This window comes from Piscinibacter sp. XHJ-5, from assembly GCF_029855045.1.
Lineage (GTDB): Bacteria > Pseudomonadota > Gammaproteobacteria > Burkholderiales > Burkholderiaceae_C > Albitalea.
Genome location: NZ_CP123228.1, coordinates 2652739 through 2675432, shown reverse-complemented (window position 1 = coordinate 2675432; position 22694 = coordinate 2652739). Strand labels below are relative to the sequence as shown.

The following is a 22694-nucleotide window of genomic DNA, read 5'->3' as shown; positions in this document are numbered from 1 at the left end:
TCAGGCACCCACCACCGCCGGCGCAGGCCTGGCGCTGCGTGACGAGTCCTTGAGGACCACGGCCGCGGCCGCGATGACGGCAGGCACGGCAAGCATCGCCAGGATGGTCGAGGTCCCGAGGCCGGCCTGCAGCAGCACACCGCCGACTGCCGCGCCGAGGATGCCCCCGAGCCGCCCGATCCCGAGCATCCACGCCACGCCGGAAGCCCGCGCCTGCGTCGGGTAGTACAGCGCGGCGAGCGCCGGCATGGAGACGATCCCGGCGCCGGTGAAGAGGCCCGACGCGAAGGTGAGCGTTGACAGCGCGACGGGATGCCCGAGAGCCTGTGCGAGCGCGAGCATCAGCAGCCCCGCGATGAAGAAGGCGCCGGCGATGATGCGATGCGGATTGCGCCTATCCATCAGCCAGCCGCACGCAATGGCGCCCAGCGTGCCGCCGAGCGGAAACAGCGCCGCGACCATGGAGGCGTTGCGCAGCGAGACGCCCGAATCCTTGATCAAGGTCGGCATCCAGCTGGTGATCAGGTACAGCACGAGCACGCCCATGAAGTACGCCAGCCACAGCATCGGCGTGCCGACGCGAAACTCGCCGGAGAGGATCTGCACGACGGGCGAGCGGCCTGCCTGCTGCCGCTGGCCCTCTTCGACCGAGAAGCGGGTCGCGGCAATCTCATCGACGCCGGTGAGGCGGCGCAGCGCGGCCTTGACCTGCTCGGTCGGACGCCCGCGCGCGATCATGAAGCGGATGGACTCGGGCAGCGCGAAGGCCGAGACCACCACCAGCAGCAACGGCACCACGCCGCCGACGAGGAACACGCCGCGCCATCCGAACGCCGGCATGATCGCGGCTGCCGCAAAGCCGCCCGCCGCGGCGCCCAGCGTGAAGCCGCAGAACATGCCGTTGAGCAGCAGCGCGCGCCGCCGCGCCGGAACGCACTCCGCCAGCAGCGTCGTGGCGTTGGGCGTCGCCGCCCCCAGCCCGAGCCCGGTGATGAAGCGCAGGACGGTCAGCGTGCCGAGCGAGGAAGCGTAGACGGTGGCCAGGCTGAAGATGCCGAACAGCGCCACCGACACCAGCAGCACGGGCTTGCGGCCGAACCGGTCGGCGATCGGGCCGGACGCCAGCGCACCGATGGCGAGGCCCACCAGCGAAGCGCTCAAGGCCGAACCGAACGCATGCCTGGCCACGCCCCACTCGCCGGTGAGTGCCGGCACGACGAAGCCCATCGCGGCGGTATCGAAGCCGTCCGCCACCATGATCAGGAAGCAGAGCGCGAAGACCAGCGCCTGGTAAGCGCTGAATCGCCGGTGGTCGATGAACTGCTGCACGTCCAGGCTGGCGGACAAGGCGGTAGGCTGAGTCTTCATGCGGCACTCCGTGCGGGGTTGAAGGACGACTGGGCATCTGCGAGCGCCCGGCGCAGCATGGTGCGAGCCAGTTGCAGGCGGTACTCGGCATCCGCGAAACGGTCTTCGATCGGCGCCACGCCGTCGAATGCGAGGTCGAGCAGGCGCTCGATGTGCGACGGCTCGCCGACGTGTTTCGACAGCTCCGCTTCGGCACGCTCGGCGCGAAACGCGTGGTCGGCGAAGCCGGTGATCGCGATGCATCCCCCGCCGCAGCGCCCTTTGTCGTAGTCGAGGACAACGGCCACGCCGACGACGGCATAGCCCGATGCGGGATGGCGAAACTTCCGATAGGCCACGCGCGTGTTCGCGGCGACCGGGATACGCACGGCGACGATCAGCTCGCCCGGTTGCAGCGCCGTCTCGAACAAGCCCTTGAAGAAGTCGCGCGCCGCGATGGAGCGCGAACCCGACGAGCCCGCCACCTCGAAGACGGCGTTCTGCGCCAGCATGGCGGCAGGCCAGTCGGCCGAAGGGTCCGCATGGGCGAGAGAGCCGCCGAGCGTGCCCCGGTTGCGCACCGTCGCGTCGGCGATCTGGCACGCCACGACCGGCATCAACGGCAACGCCGCAGCGACTTCCGGATGGTGTTCCAGCGTGGCATGCGTCGTCGCTGCGCCGACGACGACTTCGTTCCTGCCGACCGTGATGCCGTGCAGCTCGCCCAGCTCATTGACGTCGACGACGAGGTCGGGAGCAGCCAGCCGCAGCTTCATCATCGGCAGCAGTGAGTGGCCGCCGGACATCGGCTTGGCGGCGTCGCGGTGGCGCGCGAGCAGGGCCAGGGCGTCGGACAGGCTGTCGGGCCTGACATAGTCGAAAGCACTTGGAATCATTGCGTTCAGCTCCTGGCTTGCGCTCGCGAACGGCCGGCGCGTATGGCCTGCCACACCTTCGGCGGCGTCAACGGCATGTCGATGTGCGTGATGCCGAAGCCCGACAGGGCGTCGCAGACCGCGCCGACGATCACCGTCGGTGCTGCCACGCATCCGGCTTCGCCGATGCCCTTGGCGCCCAGCGGATTCGTGGGCGACGGCGTGACCTGGAAGCTCGTCCGCATGCGCGGCAGCTGGTCGCTCTTCGGCACCGCGTAATCGAGCAGCGTGCCGGTCAGCAGCTGACCGCTCTCGTCGTAGTCGACCCCCTCGTACAAGGCCTGGCCGATGCCCTGCGCGATGCCGCCGTGCATCTGGCCGTGGCACAGCATCGGGTTGATGAGGACGCCGACGTCGTCGACGGCGACGTAGTCCAGGACCTGCACTTCACCGGTCTCGATATCGACTTCCACCACCGCGGCGTGGGCGCCGTGCGGCGCACTCATCGCCCGCGGCTCGTAGAACACCGTCTCGTCGAGCCCGGCTTCCATGCCGGCCGGCAGCTTGTTGGCGACGTACGCCGTGCGGGCCACCGTCGCGAAAGCGACGCTGCGTTGCGGCTGGTCCTTCACGAAGAACGTCCCGCCGGCGTAGTCCACCGTCTGCGGCTCGGCTTCGAGCATGGCGGCGGCGATCTTCATCGCCTTGTCCAGGACCTTGCGTGCGGCGGTGTGGGCGGCCGACCCGCCCACCGCAACCGACCGCGAGTTGAACGTGCCGTGTCCGGCCGGCACCCTGTCGGTGTCCCCCTGGACCACGTCGATGTGATCCATCGGCAGCTGCAGCGCGTCGCCGACGATCTGCGCGAAGGTCGTGGCGTGACCGTGCCCCTGCGGCATCGAGCCGGAGAACAGCGTCACCTTGCCGTCCGAATGCACGCGCACCTGAGCGCTCTCCCAGCCGCCGCGGTCGAACCCGCGCGCACTGAGCGTCCTCGAGTTGCCCATGCCGACGACTTCCATGTAGCACGTCACCGCGATTCCGACGTAGCGGCCTTGCGTTCGCAGCTCGGCCTGGCGCTTGCGCCATCCGGCATGGTCGATCGCCGTCACGGCGCTTTCGAGGCAGCCTTCGTAGTTGCCGCTGTCCCAGCGCAGCACCGGGTGACCGTACGGCGTGTACGGAAACTGGTGCGAGCGGATGAGGTTGATGCGCCTCAGCTCGACGGGATCCATGCCGAGCTCGTGCGCCACGGCATCCATGGTCCGCTCGATGATGTACGAGGCCTCGGGGCGCCCCGCTCCTCGATACGCATCGACCGGCGTCGTGTTGGTCACGACCAGGCGCACCTCGGCATCCATCGCCGGGATGTCGTAGTTGCCGCAGATGAACGTGACCGTGTTGTTCGTCGGGATGCCCGTGGCCATGTTGGACAGGTAGGCCCCCATGTTGGCCACCGAGCGCAGCTTGATGCCGAGCACGCGGCCGTCGCGGCTCACCGCGGCCTCGACGTTCTCGACATGCGCCCGTCCGTGCGTGGTCGCCATGTGGGCTTCGCTGCGCGTCTCGGTCCAGCCGACCGGCCGGTCGAACTGACGCGCCGCGAACGCCACCAGGATCTCCTCGGCATAGAGGTGCATCTTCGAGCCGAAGCCGCCGCCGATGTCCGGCGCGACGAGGCGAAGGCGGTGCTCGGGCCAGCGCAGCGTCTCCGCGAGCCAGCGCCTGTGCATGTGCGGCACCTGCGTCGGCAGATGGATCGTCAGCCGCTCGTCGAGAGCGTCGTAGCTGGCGCGCACGGCGCGCGGCTCGATGGCGCTCGGTATGAGACGCTGGTTGACCAGCCTCACCGTCACGAGCTTGTGGGCGGCTGCAGCCGCAGCGGCGTAGTCGCCTCCGCTGGCCTTGTAGGTGCCGATGAGGTTGCCCGGGACGTTGGCGTGCAGCTGCGGCGCGCCCGTCTCGAGCGCCGCCTCTTCGTCGACCACCGCCGGCAGCACGTCGTAGTCGACCTCGATCGCCTCCAGCGCGTCCGCCGCCTGCTGGCGCGTGTTCGCGACGACGAGCGCCACGGCCTCGCCGACATAGCGGGTGCGGTCGGAAGCAAGCGGCGGATGGGGCGGCACGATCGAATCGCCGATCACCCAGTTGGGCCGGATGTCGCCGACCTTGCCTGCGATGTCGGCATAGGTCAGGACGCCGATCACGCCCTCCATCGCCAGCGCGGCCGAGGTGTCGATCGACCGGATCAAGGCGTGGCCGTAGGGTGAGCGCAGCACCGCGGCATGCGCGAGGCGCGCCATCGGGACATCGTCGGTGTAGCGGCCACGGCCTGTGAGAAAGCGAGGATCCTCTCGCCGCCGCACCGACTGCCCGATCAGCGCGGCATGCATGGAGTCGAGCTTGCTCATTGAACCTCCCCGGCCAGCGTCGAAGCCACGGGCGCCGCTTCGTCCCGGATGCGCCTGGCCGCCAGCATCACGGCGTCGACGATGTTCTGGTAGCCCGTGCAGCGGCACAGGTTGCCGTGCAGCGCGTCGCGCACCTGTGCCTCCGTCGGGTCGGGCACGCGATCGAGCAACGCTTGCGCGGCGAACACCATCCCCGGCGTGCAGAAGCCGCATTGCAGCGCGTGCAGATCGCTGAAGGCCTGCTGCAACGGCGTGAGCGCGTCCGGGCTGCTCAGGCCCTCGATGGTGGTGATGCGGTGCGCATGCGCGTGCACCGCCAGCACGGTGCATGACTTGACGGTTCTTCCGTCCATGCGCACGGTGCAGGCACCGCACTGCGAGGTGTCGCAGCCGACGTGCGTGCCGGTCATGCCGGCTTGCTCACGCAGGAAATGGACGAGCAGCGTGCGCGGTTCGACCTCCGCGCTCACGCTCGCTTCATTCACAGTGGTGGTGATTCGTTGCAGGCTCATGCCCTGCTCCTTCCGTTCATCGAGACGACCTGCGCCGTGCAGTCGCCGAAGCCGATGGACCTGAAACCCGGGCCCTCGCAAATGCCGCGCAGGCACACGATGTCGCCGTCGTGCAGGAAGGTGCGTGTTTCGCCGGCAGGCAGGCGCAGGGGCTCGCGGCCGCCGACTGTCAGCTCGAGCAGGCAACCGCTGTCCGCGCGGTCCCGTCCCGACACCGTGCCGCTGGACAGCAGGTCGCCGGTTCGCAGGTTGCAGCCGTTGCTTGCATGGTGGGTGAGCATCTGGAACAGCGTCCAGTACTGCTCGCCGAACCGCGGCTGGGCGATGACCACCGGCGCGATGCCCTGCTTGCGCATCGCCTCGGTCTGGAGCAGCGCCTGCAGCGAGATCTCGATGCCGCCGCCGGCGACGTGCTTGGTGGACGTGAGCGCCGCAGACAGCGGCGGTTCGCCTTCGGGCCTGCCGCGGGCTGGTCCGCGAAACGGCGCCAGGGCCTCGAGGGTCACGACCCACGGCGATACCGTGGTCATGAAGCTTTTGGCGAGAAACGGACCCAGGGGCTGGCTCTCCCAGCGCTGGATGTCGCGCGCCGACCAGTCGTTCACGAGCGACAGCCCGAACACGTGCTGGTCCGCATCGTCCAGGGCGATCGTGGTTCCGAGCGCATTGCCCTGGCTGACGTAGCACCCGACCTCGAGCTCGAAGTCGAGCTTGTCGCTGGGCACGTAGCGCGTGTCCCCGTTCGTGCCGGCGGCCTGTCCCTCGGGCCGCACGCAAGGCACGCCGCTTTCCACCACCGACGACGCACGGCCGTGGTAGCCGATCGGCATATGACGGAAGTTGGGCAGCACCGGCGCATCGGGCCGCGAGAGCTCCCCAGTACGCCGCGCGTGATGGATGGAGGTGAAGAAGTCGGTGAAGTCGCCGATGCGCACGGGCAGCCGCATCTGCACTGCCTTCATGGGCACCAGGCACGCACTGGCGCGGGCCTGGTGCAGGCTGCCGGCCTCCAGCAGCGCGAACACGGCATGGCGCAGCAGTCGGCGATGCACTTGGCCTCGCGCCATCAGCGCATTGAGGCTGTCGCTGCGCAGGTCCGCCTCCAGGGAGCGAAGCTCGGGCAGCAGGTCGTGGTCCAGCGCTGCAGCAAGGTCGAGGATCTGGTCGCCGATGGCCACGCCGACGCGGGCACTGGTCTCGCCACCCGCATGGAAGACGCCAAGCGGCAAGTTCTGGATGGGGAAGTCGCAACCCGCTGCGTCCGCGCCGGCAACCCAGCTGCGCGCATCTTCGGCGTGCGTGTAATCGATCGCGATCATTCGGCCTCCGTCTACTCGACCGACAGGTTGCGGTCCTGCACGATGCGCCTCCAGCGCACTACGTCGCCTTGCACGGTGGCGGCGAAGTCGGCCGGCGTGTCCGCATGGGCTTCGGCGCCGAGTTCGCCGAGGGCGGCGGCGACGTCGGGCATCGCGACGATCTTGCGGATCTCTTCGCTCATGCGCGCGACGATCTGCGGCGGCACGCTCTTGCGGGCGACGAAGCCCCACCAGCCTGGCTTGCCCAGGTCCGCATAACCGAGCTCGCCGAAGGTCGGCACGGTCGGATAGGCCTTCCAGCGCTTGACACCGGTGATGGCCAGCGCGCGGACCTTGCCGCTCTCGACCAGGGGCTTGGCGGCAATGCCGTCGACGAAGAGCGCCTGCACATGGCCGCCCATCAGGTCGCTCAGGGCCGGAGCCGATCCCTTGTAGGCGATGTGAAGCATGTCGATGCGGGCGGCCGCGTTCAGGATCTCGCCGTAGAGATGCGAGGTCGTTCCGACGCCGAACGAGCCGAACGCGACCTTCGCCGGCTTCTGCCGCACCTGCTCGACGAACTCTTGCAGCGTCTTGGCGGCCGAATCCGGCGGCACCACGAGCACGACAGAAGAATTCGCGATCGGCGAGACCGGAACGAAGTCGGCCACGATGTCGTACGGCAGACGCTTGTACGTCGCCTGCACGCTGTGCGACGAGTTGTTGAACACGAACGTGTGGCCGTCGGCGGGTTCGCGCAGCGCCGCCTCGTACGCGATGATGGATCTGCCGCCGGGGCGGTTGTCGACGATGACGGTCTGCTTCAGCGACTCCTGCAGCTTGCGGGCCATGAGACGCGCCGCGACGTCGGTGCCGCCGCCGGGCGCATACGGCACGATGACCTTGATCGGAGCGCTTGGCCAGGGCTTGTCGGGCGAAGGCGTCTGGGCCATCGCGGCCGGAAGAAGCAGCCCGAGGCAGATGGCCATGCCGCGGCGCCGCACCTTGCGAAGTGCATCTTTCATGCAGTGCTCCTGGAAGTTGACTAAGCAGCGACCTCTTCCGCGCGCGCTCCCGCAGGGCTGGGTGCCGGCGGCGTCGCGTGCGAGTGCTCGATGAGCATGCCGGCGTCGATGGAATGCTGGATTTCCTGCCGGCTCAGGCCCAGCTCGGCGAACACCTCGGCGTTGTGTTCGCCGCGAAACGCCGGAAGGCCCGGCGCGCTCAACCCGTCTTCGGAGAAGCGCCACGGTCGCCCTTGCAGCCTGTAGGTGCCGCCGCGCCGGTCGGGCACTTCATGCACCGCGCCCCAGTACTCGGCCCATTCGCTGTCGGCCAGCTCCTTCAGGGTGCGGACCTGGCCGATGGCGATCTTGGCTTCGTCGAGCTGGGCGTCCAGCGCCTCCATGTCGCGGAAGGTGAGGATCCACGTCTGGACCACCGCATGCAGCGCGGCGAAGTTCTGCAGGCGCAGCGCGGCTGACTCGAAGCGCGGGTCGCGAGCCAGGTCGGCGCGACGCATCGCGCGCAGGTAGTTCGGGAAAGTCAGACTGCCGACCAGGCTCTGCGCCGCAACGAACTGCTCTCCACCGGGGCCGCGGAAGAACGGGCCGTCGGTGGCGCCGAGGACCGCCGGTTCGGCGCCCGTGTCGATATCGGACAGGTCGACGTGTGCGCGCTCGTTGATCGACATCAGCACGGCGGCCATCGCGACGTCGATGTGCTGTCCGCGGCCGGTCACCTCGCGGCGCTTCAGCGCCGCGAGCACGGCGATGGCCGCCTGCAGCCCGGCGTAGACATCGGCGTGCGACAGCGCATCGGTCTGCGGCCGGCTCAACCCGTCGCCGAAGTGGCGCAGCGTGTTGTGCGTGAAGCCTGCTTCGGCCTGCACGGTCGGGGCATAAGCCATGCGCGAAGCCCACGGCCCTCCCTGCCCGTAGCCGGTGATGGAGACGTAGACCAGGCGCGGGTTGCGCCGCGACAGCGTTTCGTAGTCCAGTCCGAAGAACTTCAGCGTGCCGGCGCGAAAGTTCTCGACGACCACGTCGGCGGTGTCGCACAGCTTGAGCACCAGCTCGCGCGCACCGGCCACGTTGAGGTCGATGCTGACGTTGCGCTTGCCGGCGTTCTGCTGCGCGTAGTAGCCGGACATGCCGTCGTCGAAGGGAAAGGCGAATCGCGACACGTCGGGACGCGGCGGCTCGATCTTGATCACTTCGGCGCCGAGATCGGCGAGCGTGCGCGCGCAGAGCGGGCCTGCGAGCACGCGCGAGAAGTCGACGACCTTCACTCCCTGCAGAGGGCCGGCCATGCTCAGCGCCCCTCGAACTGAGCCAGGCCGGGGCCGTTGGCGCGGAAGGACGCCAGTCCGGCCTTGAGGTCCGCGGAAGCCCAGATGGGCTTCTGCAGCTCGAGCATCGCTTCGTCGGCCGCGTCCACGCCTTCGTTGGCCGCGATCGACGCGAGCTGCTTGGTCGCCGCGTGCGCCAGCGTCGGGCCGTTCGCCAGTTCCCTCGCGATGGACATCGTGGCGTCGTCGAGCTGTTCGTCGGGCACCACCAGGTTGATGAGGCCCCAGCGCTCGAGCGTCGCCGCGTCGTAGCGGCGCGCGAGCATGGACATCTCCTTCGCGCGCGCCATGCCGGCGCGCTGCACCTGGCGCTGGATGCCGCCCATCAGCGGATGCAGGCCCAGCGTCGCCTCGACCGAGCCGATCTTCGCGGAGGCCGCCGCGACGATGTAGTCGCTGGCGAGCGCCAGCTCGAAGCCGCCGCCGAGGCAGACGCCGTGCACGCTCGCGACGATCGGGACCGGCAGCGTCTCGAGGCCTCGCAGCGTCTCGAGCGGGCTCATCACCGCCTTGCCTTGTGAATCGATGCGCGCCGAGAAGAGGTTGAGGTCCGCGCCGGCCGAGAAGTGCCGCAGCGCGCTGCGCAGCACGATCGCGCGGCTGCCCTGCTCCACCGCCTCTCGCATGGCTGCCAGCAGCGGCCGGTTCAGGTTCGGCCCGACCAGGTTGTAGGGCCGGTAGTTCATCGACAGGACGGTCACGTTGCCGTCCTGCGTCTTGAGAATGATGTCGTCGCTCATGGGTGCAAGCCTTTCGTGGGCGCCTGGGGACAGCGGGAGTGATCGAAAACGTGGGACAATGTTAGCACTGCTAACTTAAATCATCAAACGGGAAAGCACCGATGTCGGAAAGTCGCCTCGGCGCCTATCGAGCCCGCGAGGCCTGCGGCATGCGCCCTATGATTTCGGACCAACCCAGTGCCATCGACATGCGCAAGCAGCCTGCCACCCCGACTCCGCGCAAGCGCGCGTCCAAGTCCCACAGCGCCTCGTACCACCATGGAGACCTGCGCAATGCGTTGATCGTCGAGGGTCGCCGCGTGCTCGACGAAGTGGGAACACACGAGCTGAGCCTGCGCCATGTCGCGCGCTCCGTCGGCGTGTCGATCGCCGCACCGTCGCGCCACTTCGACGGCAAGGAAGGTTTGCTGGCCGCGATCGCCGCCGACGGCTTCAGGGAGCTCGCCGACGAGCGCCGCAGCATCGACGAGTCGACGGCCGATCCGCTCATCAAGGTCCATCGGATGATGGAGAGCTACGTGGGCTTCGCCCAGCGGGAGAAGGGCCTGTTCGACCTGATGGTCGGCCCGCGCATCCTTGCCAAGGATGCGTACGAGGAGCTCAACCAGGCGATTTCGTCGTCGTTCAATCTGTTCGCTTCCGCGGTGTGCGACTACGCGCGCACCAAGGGCTGGCCGGTGGAGAACCTCAACCATGTCGTCCATGCTGCGTGGTCGGTGGAGCACGGATTGGCGACCCTGATCCTCGCGGCCCGCGTGCCCCGCTCGGACCGCGTCATCGACGTGCAGGAGATGATCCAGTTCTCGATCTCGCTGCTGCTGAGCGGCGTCGCCGCGGGCCCGGCCCAGCTGGCGCGCATTGCGCGCCAGACGCAGTCGGGCGTCTGACGACATCGCGCAGTCATTGCGGCTGCCATGCAGCCAGGTCGAGCGTGAGGGTCGTCATGAATGCGCCACCAGGCGTTCTCGACGCACGGAAGCCCAGCCGGCGTGCCAGGGTCACCATCGCCTGGTTGTCCGACAGGGTGGTGCCCACCAGCCGGTGGAGTCCCGCACGCTTTGCCGCGTCGAGCAGCCTCAGCAGCAGCTCGCGTCCAAGACCACGGCCCTGGCTGTCATCGCGCAGCACGATCGCGAACTCGGCGTCTTGCGTGTCGGCATCGCGGACGTATCGGGCGACGCCCAGCTGGCACTCCCTGCCATCGACCAGGGCTGTCGCGATGAGGGCGACTTCGCGGGCGTGGTCGATGTTCGTCCAGCGCCTGAGCTCCTCCATCGTCGGCCGGCGAGCTGACATCAGGCGCTGATAGCCCGTCGCCGCCGACAGGCTTTCGACGAACTCCACTTCGAGCCCGAGGTCCTTGGCCTCGATCGGGCGGATGTGCGTGTTCATGCTGCGCAGACGCTGGGCATCGTGTATTCGCGGCCCACCATCGCTCTGGCGAAGAGGTAGTTGGAGCGGCCCTTGTCGGACAGCGTGTCCAGGTCGACCTGACCGCTGGCATCGCAGGGGAACGCCATGCCGCGGCCCTCTTGAAAGAGCGACTGGAAGCGGATTTCGAAGCGGGGGGCCGGAAGAGAAGCGTTGTGGTGCGTCATCGCAGTCTCCAAGAGCGTCGTCCTATGCAATCCAATCTAGGTGGACGGCACAGACCGAACCAGAGGAGTGCCTGCAATTCGTCTTTGCAATCAGTGCAACGATGGAACCTTCCCGCTCCCTCCCCCCGGCGATGCAGGCCGCGTCCGATTTTTGTCGGATCTGGAAAGAGTCTTTCAGCGCCGGAGCCTTCTCCCGTGGCGCCGCAGTTCCTAGATTTCGACGCACCAACTCGACGAGACGCCGATGAACGACCTTCTGTACCTCGACGACCTGAAGGTGGGCGACACCTTCAAGACCGACACGCATGCGCTGGACCTCGACCAGATCACGTCGTTCGCCCAGCAGTTCGACCCGCAGCCGTTCCACCTCGACGAAGCCGCCGCGACGCACTCCATCTTTGGCGGCTTGGCGGCCAGCGGCTGGCACACCGCGGCCGTGACGATGCGCCTGCTGGTGACCAGCGGGCCGCGCCTGGCCGGCGGGATCGTCGGCGCGGGCGGCGAACTCGCCTGGAAAGCGCCGACCCGGCCTGGCGACGTGCTGCATGCGGAGAGCGAGGTGATCGAGGTCACGCCCTCTCGCTCGCGTCCCGACCGCGGCGTCGTGGTGATGCGATCGAACACGCTCAACCAGCGCGGCGTCGTTGTCCAGAGCATGACCGCGACGCTCATGGTCCCCCGCCGGCCGACGTCCCGCTGAAAGACCACGGGAATTGTTTCGTCTTCTGCAAAAACGCTTTGGAAGTGTCGACCTTTAAGGGCCGCCGGTGAGCGCCTACGCTGTGAACAAGCAGGACATCTCACCAGCGTCACGGCAGCGGAGAACCTCATGAACCGGATCTTTCAGCATCTCGAAGCGCATCACGAAGAGTACGGCGTTGCGCTGTTCATTCTTCCGGCGCTGATCGTCTCCTGTGCGGCGGTCGGCATCGTCTACGGGCTGGTGTGCGCATTCCGATGAACCCCGGCCGCAGCCCTCCGGCTGCCGGGCGAGCCAGGCCATGAAGACTCCACGACATGCGTTCCCAGGACAAGTCGTCCTCGTCCTTCACCAACAGGGACCGCGAGGTCGAGCGGAGTCAGGCGTTCTTCAGAAGCGCAGCGTCCACGGGAAGCCGCCGGATCCGCTTGCCGGTGGCGGCATGGATGGCGTTGGTCACCGCCGGAGCCAGCGCCGACGTTCCGGGCTCGCCCATGCCACCGGGCTTCTCGGTGCTCTTGACGATGTGCACGTCGACGGCAGGGGCCTCGTTCATCCGGATGGGACGGTAGTCATGGAAATTGGACTGCTCCACCCGTCCCTTCTTGATGGTGATCTCACCGAAGAGGGCGCCCGAGACACCGAAGATCACGGCGCTCTGGACCTGCGCCTCGACCGTGTCGGGGTTCACCACCACGCCGCAATCCAGGGCCGACACGACCCTGTGAACGCGAACCTGGCCGTCGGGCAGCACCTCGACATCGGCCACGAGCGCCATGTAGGTGCCGAACGCAAACTGAAGCGCTACCCCGCGCCCCATGCCTTTGGGCATGGCCTGGCACCAGTTCGACTTCTGCGCCGCCAGTTGCAACACGGCCTTGGCTCTCGGATTGTTGTCCAGCATTGACAGGCGGTACGCCACCGGATCCTGACCAGCCTGCGCTGCCAGTTCGTCGATGAAGCTCTCGACGACGAAGACGTTGTGGGTGGGGCCGACGCCGCGCCAGAACGCTGTCGGGATGTGCGGCGGCTCATGGTTGACGTACTCGACGAGGACGTTCGCGATCGCGTATGGAGTGTGGACCGCACCGTCGATGGTCTCGGGATCGAAGTCGTTCTGGTACAGCGGTGGCGCCCACCGCTTCAGGATGGACGAGCCCGTGATGCGATGGTTCCACGCCACCGGCCTTCCTTGTGCATCGAGGCCCGCGCTGATCCTGTCGAAGAAGTACGGCCGGAACATGTCGCGACGTATGTCTTCCTCGCGCGACCAGACGACCTTGATCGGCGCGTCGACCTGCCTGGCAATCTGCACGGCGCGTGCGACGCCATCGACTTCGAGTCGCCGGCCGAAGCCGCCGCCCAGCAGGTGGTTGTGAACGATGACCTTCTCCAGCGGAAGGCCGGTCACATCCGCCGCGACCTTCTGCGCGCGAGTGAGCACCTGTGTTCCGGTCCAGATCTCGCACTCGTCCTTGCGAACATGAACCGTGCAGTTCATCGGCTCCATGGTGGCATGGGCAAGAAATGGAACCTCGTAGACCGCTTCGACACGTTGATGTGCGCCCGAATAGCTTCCCTTGAAGTCGCCCTCCGCTCTCGCGACGGCGGCCCGCCCCTTCGAGGCTTGCTCCATCGACTTGACGATGTCGGCGGTGTCGATCCGGGCGTTCGGGCCGTCGTCCCACTCGAGCACCAGGGCAGCCAAACCCTTCTTGGCCGCGCCCATGTGGTCCGCGACCACGGCGACGCAGTCGTCCAGTCTCACGATCTGCCGCACCCCCTTGACCGCGCGCGCGGCACGGTCGTTCACGCTGCGGAGCCGACCACCGTAGGCCGGCGCCTGCATCAGGGTGGCCACTTTCATTCCCGGCACTCGCGTGTCGATGCCATACCGGGCGGTCCCATTGACCTTGCCTGGGGTGTCCAGCCGCTTGGCGGGCGTGCCGATCAGCTTGAATTCGTCGATGCGCTTGAGCGGCACGTCCGTCGGCACGGGCAGCTTCGCAGCATCGGCCACGAGCGTGCCGTACTTCAAGCGCCGAAGGCTGGCGGAGTGGACCACTTCGCCCTTCTCGGCCCTGCACTCCCTCGCGTCCACGCCCCATCGCTGTGCCGCCGCCTGTACCAGCATCATTCGCGCCGCGGCACCGGCGGATCGCATCGGGTCGAAGCTTGCGCGGATCGTCGTGGAGCCCCCCGTCACCTGGAACCCGAAAATCCCGTTTCGATAGAGCTTGTCGTCGGGCGGAGCATGTTCCCAGCGAACCGAACTCAGATCGACTTCGAGTTCCTCGGCGATGAGCATGGCAATCGATGTGTACGTCCCCTGCCCCATCTCGATGTATGCCATGGTCATCGTCACCCGGCCGTCGGGGTCGATGCGCACGAAGGCGTTGGGGGCGAACGCACCGGAACCTTTGCCGCCAGTCGCAGCCGCCGCGCCCGTGACGGACCCGACACCGATGATCAGGCCACCGGCGGCAGAAAGCGCGGCCTTCAGCAGCGTGCGGCGCGAGACGCCCGGCTCTTCACGGTCGGCCAGATGTTCTTGAAGTCGATCGAGGATCATGTCGGCTCCTCATGCATGCTTCGATAGAGCTCTCGCAGCGGTCTTGATGCCTTCGCGAAGCCGGTTGTAGGTACCGCACCGGCAGATGTTGCCGGACATCGCCTCGTCGATGTCCTTGTCGGTGGGCGACGGATTGCGCGAGAGCAGGCTGGCCGCGGACATCAGTTGTCCGGACTGGCAATAGCCGCATTGCGGTATCTCGAGGTCGATCCAGGCCTTTTGCAAAGCCTGCCCTACCCTCGATCTCGACAGGTGCTCGATAGTGGTGATGTCCGCCTTGCCGACCGACTCCACCGGCGTCACGCAAGAGCGCGCCGCCACGCCGTCGACATGGACGGTGCACGCGCCGCAAAGGCCCATGCCGCACCCGAACTTGGTTCCCGTCATGCCGAGGACATCGCGCAGCACCCACAGCACGGGCGTGTCTGCATCGACATCGACACTGCGGCTAGAGCCATTGACCTTGATCCTTTGCGTCATCTTGCAGTCCTCGGTCAGCGCGGCGGCGCAACTCATGACGCAGCGACGATAGGAAAGCGGCGGCGGGCTGGCATCCGGCGGAGTCGGCACGCAGAGGTCGGTCCAAGGTCGTACGCGAACGTCCCACCGCGGTGACATCGATGTGTCGGCCTTACTTCACCTTGTCCTGAAATGCCGGAAGTCCGATATTCAAGCCAACGCTGAGACCTCCATCTCGGTGGTCTCGCACCGCACCCTTTTCTCTCCAAGGACCTTCGCATGACTCGCCTCGTCAAGAACGCCATTGCCGCCACAGCCATCGCCCTGACTCTCTCAGCCGGCGCGGCACCCGCCTCGCCCGATTCGGCGGCGCCCACCACGGTCGTCCTGGTCCATGGCGCCTTCGCCGACGGTTCCGCCTGGAACCGTGTCGTGCCTCGCCTGCAAGCCGAGGGCCTCAAGGTCGTCTCGGTTCAGAACCCGCTGACCTCGCTGGCCGACGACGTGGCCGCGACACGCCGCGTGCTGGACGCGCAGACGGGGCCGGTGGTCCTCGTCGGCCACTCGTGGGGTGGCGTCGTCATCTCCGAAGCGGGACAGCACGAGCGGGTCAAGTCGCTGGTCTACGTGTCCGCCTTCGCGCCTTCCGAAGGCCAATCGGTCGCCGAGATGTCGAAGGACTATCCGACGCCGGAGGGCTTCAAGCACATCGTGACGGACAAGGAAGGCTTTCTGACGCTGACACCGGAAGGCATCGCGAAGCACTTCGCACAGGACCTCCCGGCGTCGGAGACGAACCTGATGGCGGTCACGCAAGGACCGGTGCGCGGCGCCAACTTCGACGCCCGAACCACCATCGCGGCGTGGAAGACCCGCCCGTCGTGGTACATCCTCAGCCAGCAGGACCACATGATCCCGCCGGCCCAGCAGGCAGCGATGGCCAAGGCCATCGGTGCGAAGGTCGTCAGCCTGCCCACCAGCCACGTGCCTCAGCAGTCGCGGCCGAAGGAAGTCGCCGACGCCATCATCGCGGCCGCGGCGCGCTGAGGAGGCACGGAGCACCCATGCCCACGATCCACCTCCACCAGACGACCACGTCAACTCCCGAGCAATACGTTGCCGGGCTCACCGACTTCGGGCCCGGCCGCTCGACGCTCTTCAAAAACAGCGCCGACGAGGTCCTCACGGTGCATCACCAGGACTCTTTGCACGCCGACGTCACGGAAGGCTCGGGCGGCATCTGGGAACGACTGCACTATGACTGGTCCGATTCCAGCCGCGTCGTCCTCACGACGGTCGACTCCAACGTGTGGGGAGGCGCCTCAGGCCACACCTACACCTTCACGCGGCACCCCAACGGCATCACCAGCATCGACGCGATCATCGTGCGCGAGGGCAAGAACCTCAAGGGACGCCTGCTCGGCTTGGTCCTCGGAACCATTGGCAGGCGCGTTCTGGAGCGGGCGTTTGACCACTCCGTGAAGGCGATCGAAGCCCGCAACAGCACGGCGGGTCAGCGCCACGCTCTCCAGTCGCGCTGAGCCTGGCGCGGACTCGAGGTCAGCGACCCAGGCCCGCTTGCGCTGGACCGACCGCTTGCGATCCGGCTTCGGGCAGGCCGAGGATGCCGAGTTGCGTCGACATCGTGACCAGGTCGGGCAAGGACGCGGCCTTCATCTTCTGCATCACCCGGCCCCGATGCGCCTTGACCGTGATCTCGCTGATGCCCAGCTCGCCGCCGACCTGCTTGTTCAGCAGGCCGGCCACCACGAGGGCCATGACTTCCCGCTCGCGCCGGCTCAACGACGCGTACCGATCGCGCAGCGCGGTCATCTGCGACTCGTGGTCGAGCGCGAGCCGGCTGCGCTCGAGAGCGCTCGCGACAGCATCGACGACCACGTCATCCCGCAACGGTTTGGTCAGGAACTCCACGGCGCCCGCCTTCATCGCCTGAACCGTCATCGGCACGTCGCCATGGCCGGTGATGAAGATGATCGGCATGTCGGGGCGCTCGACCGCGACGCGCTTCTGCAACTCCAGGCCATTGAGGCCCGGCATGGCAACGTCGAGGAGAAGGCAGCTCGGCGCCTGGACACGGGGACGGCCGAGGAACTCCTGCGCGGACGGGAACGTCTCCGGATGCCAGCCGGCGGAGACGATCAGCAGTTCCAATGACTCCCGCACGGATACGTCGTCGTCGACCACGAACACGATCGGCATCGTGCCCGTCGCAGACGTCACCCCGGACTCGGATGGGTATCGTGACGCCATGTCCCCCTCGCTGGAGCGCAAGCACGCGCCGTTGCGTGCTGACAGCAATGTATATGGTTCGTGACCGACTTCGGTAGTGCTCATCGTTGTCATGGTTACTGGGGCCGCAGCGCGGCGTCGACCGATACCTTCGTCCAGTTGACTCGGTCACGCGCTTCCGGTTTGATCCGCGGTCGAGCAGTGGGTCGTCCGCGCCATCTCGGCACGCCGCGCGCAGCATGGCGCTTTGGTTGAACGAGCGTCTATGGAGCCCACCATGTGCATCAACTGGCCCTCGGATCGGCTGCGCCTCCTGGCTCGTGCGGTGCTCGATGGCGCACTGGTCACGGCTGTCGCCGGCACAGGGCCCGCCCACGCCTTCTCCGTCGACACGGGCAATCCCGACTTGACGCTTCGATGGGACAACAGCGTGCGCTACAACCTCGGGGTCCGGGCGCAGTCGCAGGATGCGAACATCCTGAACAACAGCACCTACGACAATTCCGACAGCAAGTTCGAGCGCAAAGACATCGTCACGAACCGGCTCGATGTCCTGACCGAATCGGACCTGGTCTACAAGAAGCGGTCGGGACTGCGCGCCAGCGCGGCGCTTTGGTACGACCACGCGTACCGCAGCGATGCCGAAAAGACCGCCAACCCGAATTTCGTGATCCCGGGACTGGGGGACATCAGCGCGGCGTACCCCGACAACACCTACACCCGATTCACGAAGCGGTGGAACAGGGGCCCGTCCGGCGAACTCCTCGACGCCTTCGCCTTCACAGGGTTCGACCTCGGCACCGTGCCGGTCAACCTCAAGCTCGGGAAGCACACCATCTACTGGGGCGAGTCGCTGTTCTCGTTCGTTCACGGGGTGTCGTACGCGCAGGGTCCGGTCGACATCCGCAAGGCGCTGGCCAATCCGGGCGTGGAGGCGAAGGAAGTGTTCAAGCCGCTCAGCCAGCTCTCCGCAACGGCCCAGCTGCGCGACGAGCTCATCGTGGCCGGGCAGTACTACTTCGACTGGAAGCCCAGTGCGTTCCCCGACGGCGGCACCTACTTCGGCGTGCTCGATGCCCTGACCCAAGGAGGCGGCACCTTCGTGATCAATCCGGCGCAGGCGTCGGCCATTTCCAGCGCCCTCGGCGGGACACCGGTCGCCGCAGTGCCATTCATTCCAACGTACAAGCAACCGCGCAAGACCGGCGACTGGGGCTTGATGGCGCGCTGGAGCCCGGCGTGGCTGTCCGGCACGGCGGGGGTGTACCTTCGCAAGTACACCGACAAGCTGCCGCAGATCGTGCTGGGCGGGCTGCAGGCGGCGCCGCTCGCGTTCGGTGTGCCGATACCCACGTCCCTGGGCTTGAGCTACCAGGACAAGCGGGTCACCCTCGTCGGTGCGAGCGTTTCCAGGGTGATCGCAGGCGTGAGTGTCAGCGCCGAAATCGCGCGCCGCATCGATACGCCGTTGTTGATGGGTCCGGCGACATTCCTCGGTGCGGAGCCGACCGGGAACACGACGCATGCACTGATCAACGCGATTGCCTACGTCGGCAAGACCGCGGCGTTCGATTCCGCAACGTTGACTGCCGAGCTGACCTACAGCCGTCTCGGGAAGGTGAAGAACAACCCCGCGAACTTCAATTCCGTCGACCACGGTTGCAAGGCGATCGCGGATCGGCTGGGCTGCGCAACCAGCGACGCATGGGGCCTCGCCGTCCGGTTCGTGCCGACGTGGTTCCAGGTGGTTCCGGGCGCGGACTTGTCGATGCCCTTGCTCTATTCGATCGGCCTCAAGGGCACGTCGCCGGTTCTTTTTGGCGGCTATGAAGGGGGCAGCAGCTACAGCCTGGGTGTCGCACTCGACATGAAGGCCAAGTACAACTTCGCCCTCGCTTACAACGGCTCGCGCGCCAGGCACCACAACGATTCGGTCAACGCGTTCGGGCAGCAGCAGGTCGGCGCCATCGGCGGAATCGGCGCACAGTGGGACCGGGGCTGGATATCGTTCACCTTCAAGGCGACGTTCTGACCCCGCGGGGACTCGAAGATCCGAAAGCACTCACCATGTCACGCCGCCCGAAGGTGCTCGTGCTCTTGGTGTGGGCGCTGGTGACAGCGAGTCTCGCTGGTGGCTTCGTCCAGCCCACCGACGAGCCCGCACTCATGAGCTCGCTTGCCGCGCGTTCTCCGCTGCTCGCCGCCGAGCGCGCCGGCGATCGCGTGGTGGCCGTCGGCCATCGGGGGCACATCGTCTATTCGGACGACAGTGGCGCCACCTGGCGCCAAGCCGCCGTGCCCGTCAGCGTCGACTTGCTGGGCATCAGCTTTCCCAGCCCCAGGATCGGCTGGGCCGTGGGGCACGGCGGCGTCGTGCTCGCGACACGGGACGGTGGGGCGACATGGACGAAACAGCTTGCCGGGAAACAAGCCGCCGAAATCGCCAGGCGGTATTACCAGGGTCGCAGTGCCCCCACGCCGGAAGAAACGCGCGCCCTCGCGCAGGCCGAGGCCCATTTGGCGCAGGCCACCGCGCAGCCCTTCCTCGACGTGCAGTTCGAAAACGAGACATCCGGCTTCGTCGTCGGCGCCTTCAACACCATCCTGCGCACCGAGGACGGAGGCAAGACCTGGGTGCCGTGGATGGACCGGACATCGAACGCGCAAGAGCTGCACTTCTATGCGGTGCGTGGCCGTCCAGGGCGCGTGTTCCTCGCCGGCGAGCAGGGCAAGGTCTGGCGCCTGCAGGCGAGCGCGAAAAAGTTCGTGCCCGTCACAACGTCCTACACGGGCACGTTCTTCGGCCTCGTGGTCGCCGACCCGGACGTCCTGCTCGCCTTCGGCATGCGCGGCTCGGTCTGGCGCAGTCCCGACGAGGGTGCCACGTGGCAAAAGGTGTCGATGAACACGGACGCCGGCATCACGGCCGGTGCAGCGCTGCCGGACGGCCGCATCGCGCTCGTCGATCAGGGCGGCAGCATCCATATCAGCCTGGATGGCGGCAGGACTTTCGTCGCCACGCGGCTGAAACGACCCGTGCCCTGCTACGGCGTGGCTCCGGGTCGCAACGGCAACCTCGTCCTCACCGGACCGGCCGGAGCCTTCGGGGCGCCGCTGCCCTGGTCGGCGAGTGCCCCCCGCTGATCACGCACCGGACGACATCGCATGCACGCCCCGGGCATCGAAGGTGGCGCGGTCGCGGGGTCCGACCTCGACCGCTTCGACTCATCGAGCGGCAGCCCGCTCGAGCGCCTGATCTTCAACCATCGCCCGTGGGTGCTGGTCGTGTGCGTGTTGCTCACCGCTCTCTTCGCCGGCCAGCTCCGCAGCCTCCTCGTCAGTGCGAGCTTCGAGAAGGCCCTTCCGCAGAGCCACCCCTACATCAGGAACTACCTCGACAACAGGAGTCAGTTGCGTGGCCTGGGCGACTCGGTGCACATCGTGGTCGAGAACCCGCAGGGCGACATCTTCGATCGCCCCTACCTCGCCGTCGTCCAGGCGATCAATGACGAGATCTTCCTGTTGCCGGGCGTGGATCGCGCGTGGATGAAGTCGGTCTGGACGCCCGTGGTTCGCTGGACCGAGGTGACGGAAGACGGTTTCGTGGGTGGGCCGGTGATGCCACAGGATTACGACGGCTCGCGCGCTTCCATAGAGGCGCTGCGCCTCAACATCGCGCGCGCCGGCGTCGTCGGCAGCCTGGTGGCAAACGACTACCGCTCGATCGCCGTTGTGGTGCCACTGCTGGCCAAGGATGGCGAGGGGCGACTGCTGGACTACCACCGGTTCGCATCCTCGCTCGAAGCGATCCGGCAGAAATACGAGCAGTCTGTCAGCGACGCAGGCGCCGCGCCGGTGCGAGTGCACATCATCGGCTTTGCCAAGCTCATGGGGGATCTGATCGAGGGCGTGCGCAAGATCATGGCGTTCTTCGCGGTCGCCGCCGCCATCGTCGCAGCCATCCTGCTCGGCTACACGCGCTGCTGGCGCAGCACGGCGCTGGTGCTGTCGTGCTCGCTCATTGCCGTGGCATGGCAGCTCGGCCTCGTCGCCATGCTCGGCTACGAGCTGAACCCGTTCTCGGTGCTGGTTCCGTTCCTGGTGTTCGCCATCGGTGTCAGCCACGGCGCGCAGAAGATGAACGGCATCATGCAGGACACCCGCCGCGGCGCGTCCCGCCTGGTGGCCGCGCGCTGCACGTTCCGGCGCCTGTTCATGGCCGGTCTGACTGCCTTGCTGGCCGACGCCTTCGGTTTCGCGGTGCTGACGGTCATCGACATCCCCGTGATTCGCGAGCTCGCCCTGTCGGCAAGCTTGGGAGTCGCCGTTCTGATCTTCACGAACTTGGTGCTGCTGCCCGTGTTGCTGTCCTACGTCGGCGTGAGCACGGAGGCGGGCAGCCGAAGGGAGCAAGCCATCGGCCACGGCACCGGCCGCCTCCCGGCTGCCCTGGACAAGCTGACCGAGCGGCGTTGGGCGACGGCGGCCCTCGTGATCGCTGCCGCGCTTGGGGTCGCGGCCTTCCTTGTCAGCCTTCAGTTGCAGGTCGGTGACCTCGACCCCGGCTCACCCGAACTCCGCGCGGACTCGCGCTACAACCAGGACAACGCCTATGTCGCTGCCCACTACGGCATCTCGAGCGATGTATTCGCGGTGATCGTGAGGACGCCCAAGGATCAATGCGGGACCTACGAGAACCTGATCGAGGCGGACCGCCTGGCCTGGACCCTGGCCCAGTTGCCGGGCGTGCAGAAGGTCGAGTCATTGGCCGACACGATACGTGCCTACACCGCGGGCTCGTTCGACGGCACCCCGAAGTGGCTGACCGTGGCCGGCGACCAGCGGATCATCGATTCGCAAGTGAGCAACGCGGTGTCGTGGAACTCCGAGCTGCTCACGCCGGAGTGCTCGGTGATTCCCGTGGTTGCCTACTTGGCTGACCACAAGGCCGAGACGCTGACCGGCGTCGTGACGACCGCGAATCGCTTCGCCGCCGGCCACGGGACAACGGATCGCCGGTTCCTTCTCGCGGCGGGCACATCCGGCATCGAAGCCGCCACCAACATCGTCGTCGAGCAGTCCAACGCGCGGATGCTGATGTGCGTCTATGCAGCGGTCATCGTGCTGTGCTTCATCGCCTTCGGAAGTTGGCGCGCGGTCGTCGTCGCCGTCCTGCCGCTGTTGCTCACGTCCGTCATGGCCGAGGCGCTCATGGTGTGCCTGGGCATCGGCCTCAAGGTGGCCACGCTGCCGGTGGTGGCGCTGGGCGTCGGCATCGGCGTGGATTACGCGCTGTATCTCGTGAGTGTGCAGCTCGCACACCAGCGCGCAGGTGCATCGCTGCCCGACGCCTGGCGCCATGCCGTGTCATTCGTCGGCAAGGTTGTTGCGCTGGTCGGGATCACGCTGGCGGCCGGCGTCGTCACCTGGGCGTGGTCACCGATCAAGTTCCAGGCGGACATGGGCATCCTGCTCACCTTCATGTTCGTGTGGAACATGCTGGCGGCGTTGACGCTCGTTCCGGCGCTGTCGCATTTCCTGTTGCGCGACATCGGCAAGGCCACGACCCGGCCATGAACCCT

Annotated in this window: 21 protein-coding genes; 8 read left to right on the top strand and 13 right to left on the bottom strand. The window is 67.2% G+C overall.

Annotated features, from left to right (window positions below):
- The 8 genes from P7V53_RS12520 to P7V53_RS12485 are packed head-to-tail and all read right to left on the bottom strand — an operon-like array spanning position 1 to position 9533.
- The gene (locus tag P7V53_RS12520) at positions 1-1368 is read right to left on the bottom strand and encodes an MFS transporter (protein ID WP_280155799.1); all 1368 of its coding nucleotides are present in this window, start codon (positions 1366-1368) and stop codon (positions 1-3) included.
- The gene (locus tag P7V53_RS12515) at positions 1365-2243 is read right to left on the bottom strand and encodes a xanthine dehydrogenase family protein subunit M (RefSeq protein WP_280155798.1); all 879 of its coding nucleotides are present in this window, start codon (positions 2241-2243) and stop codon (positions 1365-1367) included. The genes P7V53_RS12520 and P7V53_RS12515 overlap by 4 nt, the downstream gene beginning before the upstream one ends.
- 5 nt (positions 2244-2248) lie before the next feature.
- The gene (locus P7V53_RS12510; RefSeq protein WP_280155797.1) at positions 2249-4633 is read right to left on the bottom strand and encodes a xanthine dehydrogenase family protein molybdopterin-binding subunit; all 2385 of its coding nucleotides are present in this window, start codon (positions 4631-4633) and stop codon (positions 2249-2251) included.
- Entirely contained in the window at positions 4630-5145 is a 516-nt protein-coding gene (locus tag P7V53_RS12505) for a 2Fe-2S iron-sulfur cluster-binding protein (RefSeq protein WP_280155796.1), read from the bottom strand. The genes P7V53_RS12510 and P7V53_RS12505 overlap by 4 nt, the downstream gene beginning before the upstream one ends.
- Positions 5142-6464, bottom strand: coding sequence for a fumarylacetoacetase (gene fahA, locus P7V53_RS12500; RefSeq protein ID WP_280155795.1), 1323 nt, complete (start codon positions 6462-6464; stop codon positions 5142-5144). Before fahA ends, P7V53_RS12505 begins: the two co-directional genes overlap by 4 nt.
- Before the next feature lie 11 nt (positions 6465-6475).
- Positions 6476-7468: a tripartite tricarboxylate transporter substrate binding protein gene (locus tag P7V53_RS12495; protein ID WP_280155794.1), complete on the bottom strand. Its 993-nt coding sequence runs from the start codon at positions 7466-7468 to the stop codon at positions 6476-6478.
- 20 nt (positions 7469-7488) lie between these two features.
- On the bottom strand, positions 7489-8754 hold the full coding sequence (locus P7V53_RS12490) for a CoA transferase (protein WP_280155793.1): 1266 nt from the start codon (positions 8752-8754) through the stop codon (positions 7489-7491).
- Between the two features lie 2 nt (positions 8755-8756).
- On the bottom strand, positions 8757-9533 hold the full coding sequence (locus tag P7V53_RS12485) for an enoyl-CoA hydratase/isomerase family protein (RefSeq protein ID WP_280155792.1): 777 nt from the start codon (positions 9531-9533) through the stop codon (positions 8757-8759).
- 188 nt (positions 9534-9721) lie between these two features.
- Between P7V53_RS12485 and P7V53_RS12480 the strand changes: the two genes are divergently transcribed.
- The gene (locus P7V53_RS12480) at positions 9722-10420 is read left to right on the top strand and encodes a TetR/AcrR family transcriptional regulator (RefSeq protein ID WP_280155791.1); all 699 of its coding nucleotides are present in this window, start codon (positions 9722-9724) and stop codon (positions 10418-10420) included.
- 13 nt (positions 10421-10433) lie between these two features.
- Here P7V53_RS12480 and P7V53_RS12475 read toward each other — a convergent pair whose 3' ends face one another.
- Both P7V53_RS12475 and P7V53_RS12470 read right to left on the bottom strand, forming a co-directional pair.
- Positions 10434-10925: a GNAT family N-acetyltransferase gene (locus P7V53_RS12475; RefSeq protein ID WP_280155790.1), complete on the bottom strand. Its 492-nt coding sequence runs from the start codon at positions 10923-10925 to the stop codon at positions 10434-10436.
- The gene (locus tag P7V53_RS12470; RefSeq protein WP_280155789.1) at positions 10922-11131 is read right to left on the bottom strand and encodes a hypothetical protein; all 210 of its coding nucleotides are present in this window, start codon (positions 11129-11131) and stop codon (positions 10922-10924) included. Before P7V53_RS12470 ends, P7V53_RS12475 begins: the two co-directional genes overlap by 4 nt.
- A 244-nt stretch (positions 11132-11375) precedes the next feature.
- Between P7V53_RS12470 and P7V53_RS12465 the strand changes: the two genes are divergently transcribed.
- Positions 11376-11831, top strand: coding sequence for a MaoC family dehydratase (locus P7V53_RS12465; protein ID WP_280155788.1), 456 nt, complete (start codon positions 11376-11378; stop codon positions 11829-11831).
- A 129-nt stretch (positions 11832-11960) separates the two neighbouring features.
- On the top strand, positions 11961-12092 hold the full coding sequence (locus tag P7V53_RS12460; protein ID WP_280155787.1) for a hypothetical protein: 132 nt from the start codon (positions 11961-11963) through the stop codon (positions 12090-12092).
- Positions 12093-12210: 118 nt separating this feature from the next.
- On the opposite strand, the gene P7V53_RS12455 is transcribed toward P7V53_RS12460, so the two are convergent.
- Positions 12211-14403: a xanthine dehydrogenase family protein molybdopterin-binding subunit gene (locus P7V53_RS12455; RefSeq protein ID WP_280155786.1), complete on the bottom strand. Its 2193-nt coding sequence runs from the start codon at positions 14401-14403 to the stop codon at positions 12211-12213.
- A gap of 9 nt (positions 14404-14412) precedes the next feature.
- Positions 14413-14883: a 2Fe-2S iron-sulfur cluster-binding protein gene (locus tag P7V53_RS12450; RefSeq protein WP_280156502.1), complete on the bottom strand. Its 471-nt coding sequence runs from the start codon at positions 14881-14883 to the stop codon at positions 14413-14415.
- A 258-nt stretch (positions 14884-15141) separates the two neighbouring features.
- Between P7V53_RS12450 and P7V53_RS12445 the strand changes: the two genes are divergently transcribed.
- On the top strand, positions 15142-15909 hold the full coding sequence (locus P7V53_RS12445) for an alpha/beta hydrolase (RefSeq protein WP_280155785.1): 768 nt from the start codon (positions 15142-15144) through the stop codon (positions 15907-15909).
- Between the two features lie 17 nt (positions 15910-15926).
- Positions 15927-16403 (top strand): hypothetical protein, encoded by a 477-nt coding sequence (locus P7V53_RS12440; protein ID WP_280155784.1) that lies wholly within the window; start codon positions 15927-15929, stop codon positions 16401-16403.
- Between the two features lie 19 nt (positions 16404-16422).
- Here the strand turns inward: P7V53_RS12440 and P7V53_RS12435 are convergent, their stop codons facing one another.
- Positions 16423-17133 carry a response regulator gene (locus P7V53_RS12435; RefSeq protein ID WP_280156501.1) on the bottom strand — a complete coding sequence of 237 codons (711 nt, stop codon included), beginning with the start codon at positions 17131-17133 and terminating at the stop codon, positions 16423-16425.
- 244 nt (positions 17134-17377) lie between these two features.
- Here P7V53_RS12435 and P7V53_RS12430 point away from each other — a divergent pair, with 244 nt between their 5' ends.
- From P7V53_RS12430 to P7V53_RS12420, 3 genes are all read left to right on the top strand, one after another.
- The gene (locus tag P7V53_RS12430) at positions 17378-19144 is read left to right on the top strand and encodes a DUF1302 family protein (RefSeq protein ID WP_348273474.1); all 1767 of its coding nucleotides are present in this window, start codon (positions 17378-17380) and stop codon (positions 19142-19144) included.
- A 134-nt stretch (positions 19145-19278) separates the two neighbouring features.
- Positions 19279-20256, top strand: a complete 978-nt coding sequence (locus P7V53_RS12425; RefSeq protein ID WP_280155782.1) for a YCF48-related protein — start codon at positions 19279-19281, stop codon at positions 20254-20256.
- Positions 20257-20388: 132 nt separating this feature from the next.
- On the top strand, positions 20389-22689 hold the full coding sequence (locus tag P7V53_RS12420; protein WP_348273473.1) for an MMPL family transporter: 2301 nt from the start codon (positions 20389-20391) through the stop codon (positions 22687-22689).
- Positions 22690-22694: the final 5 nt, after the last annotated feature.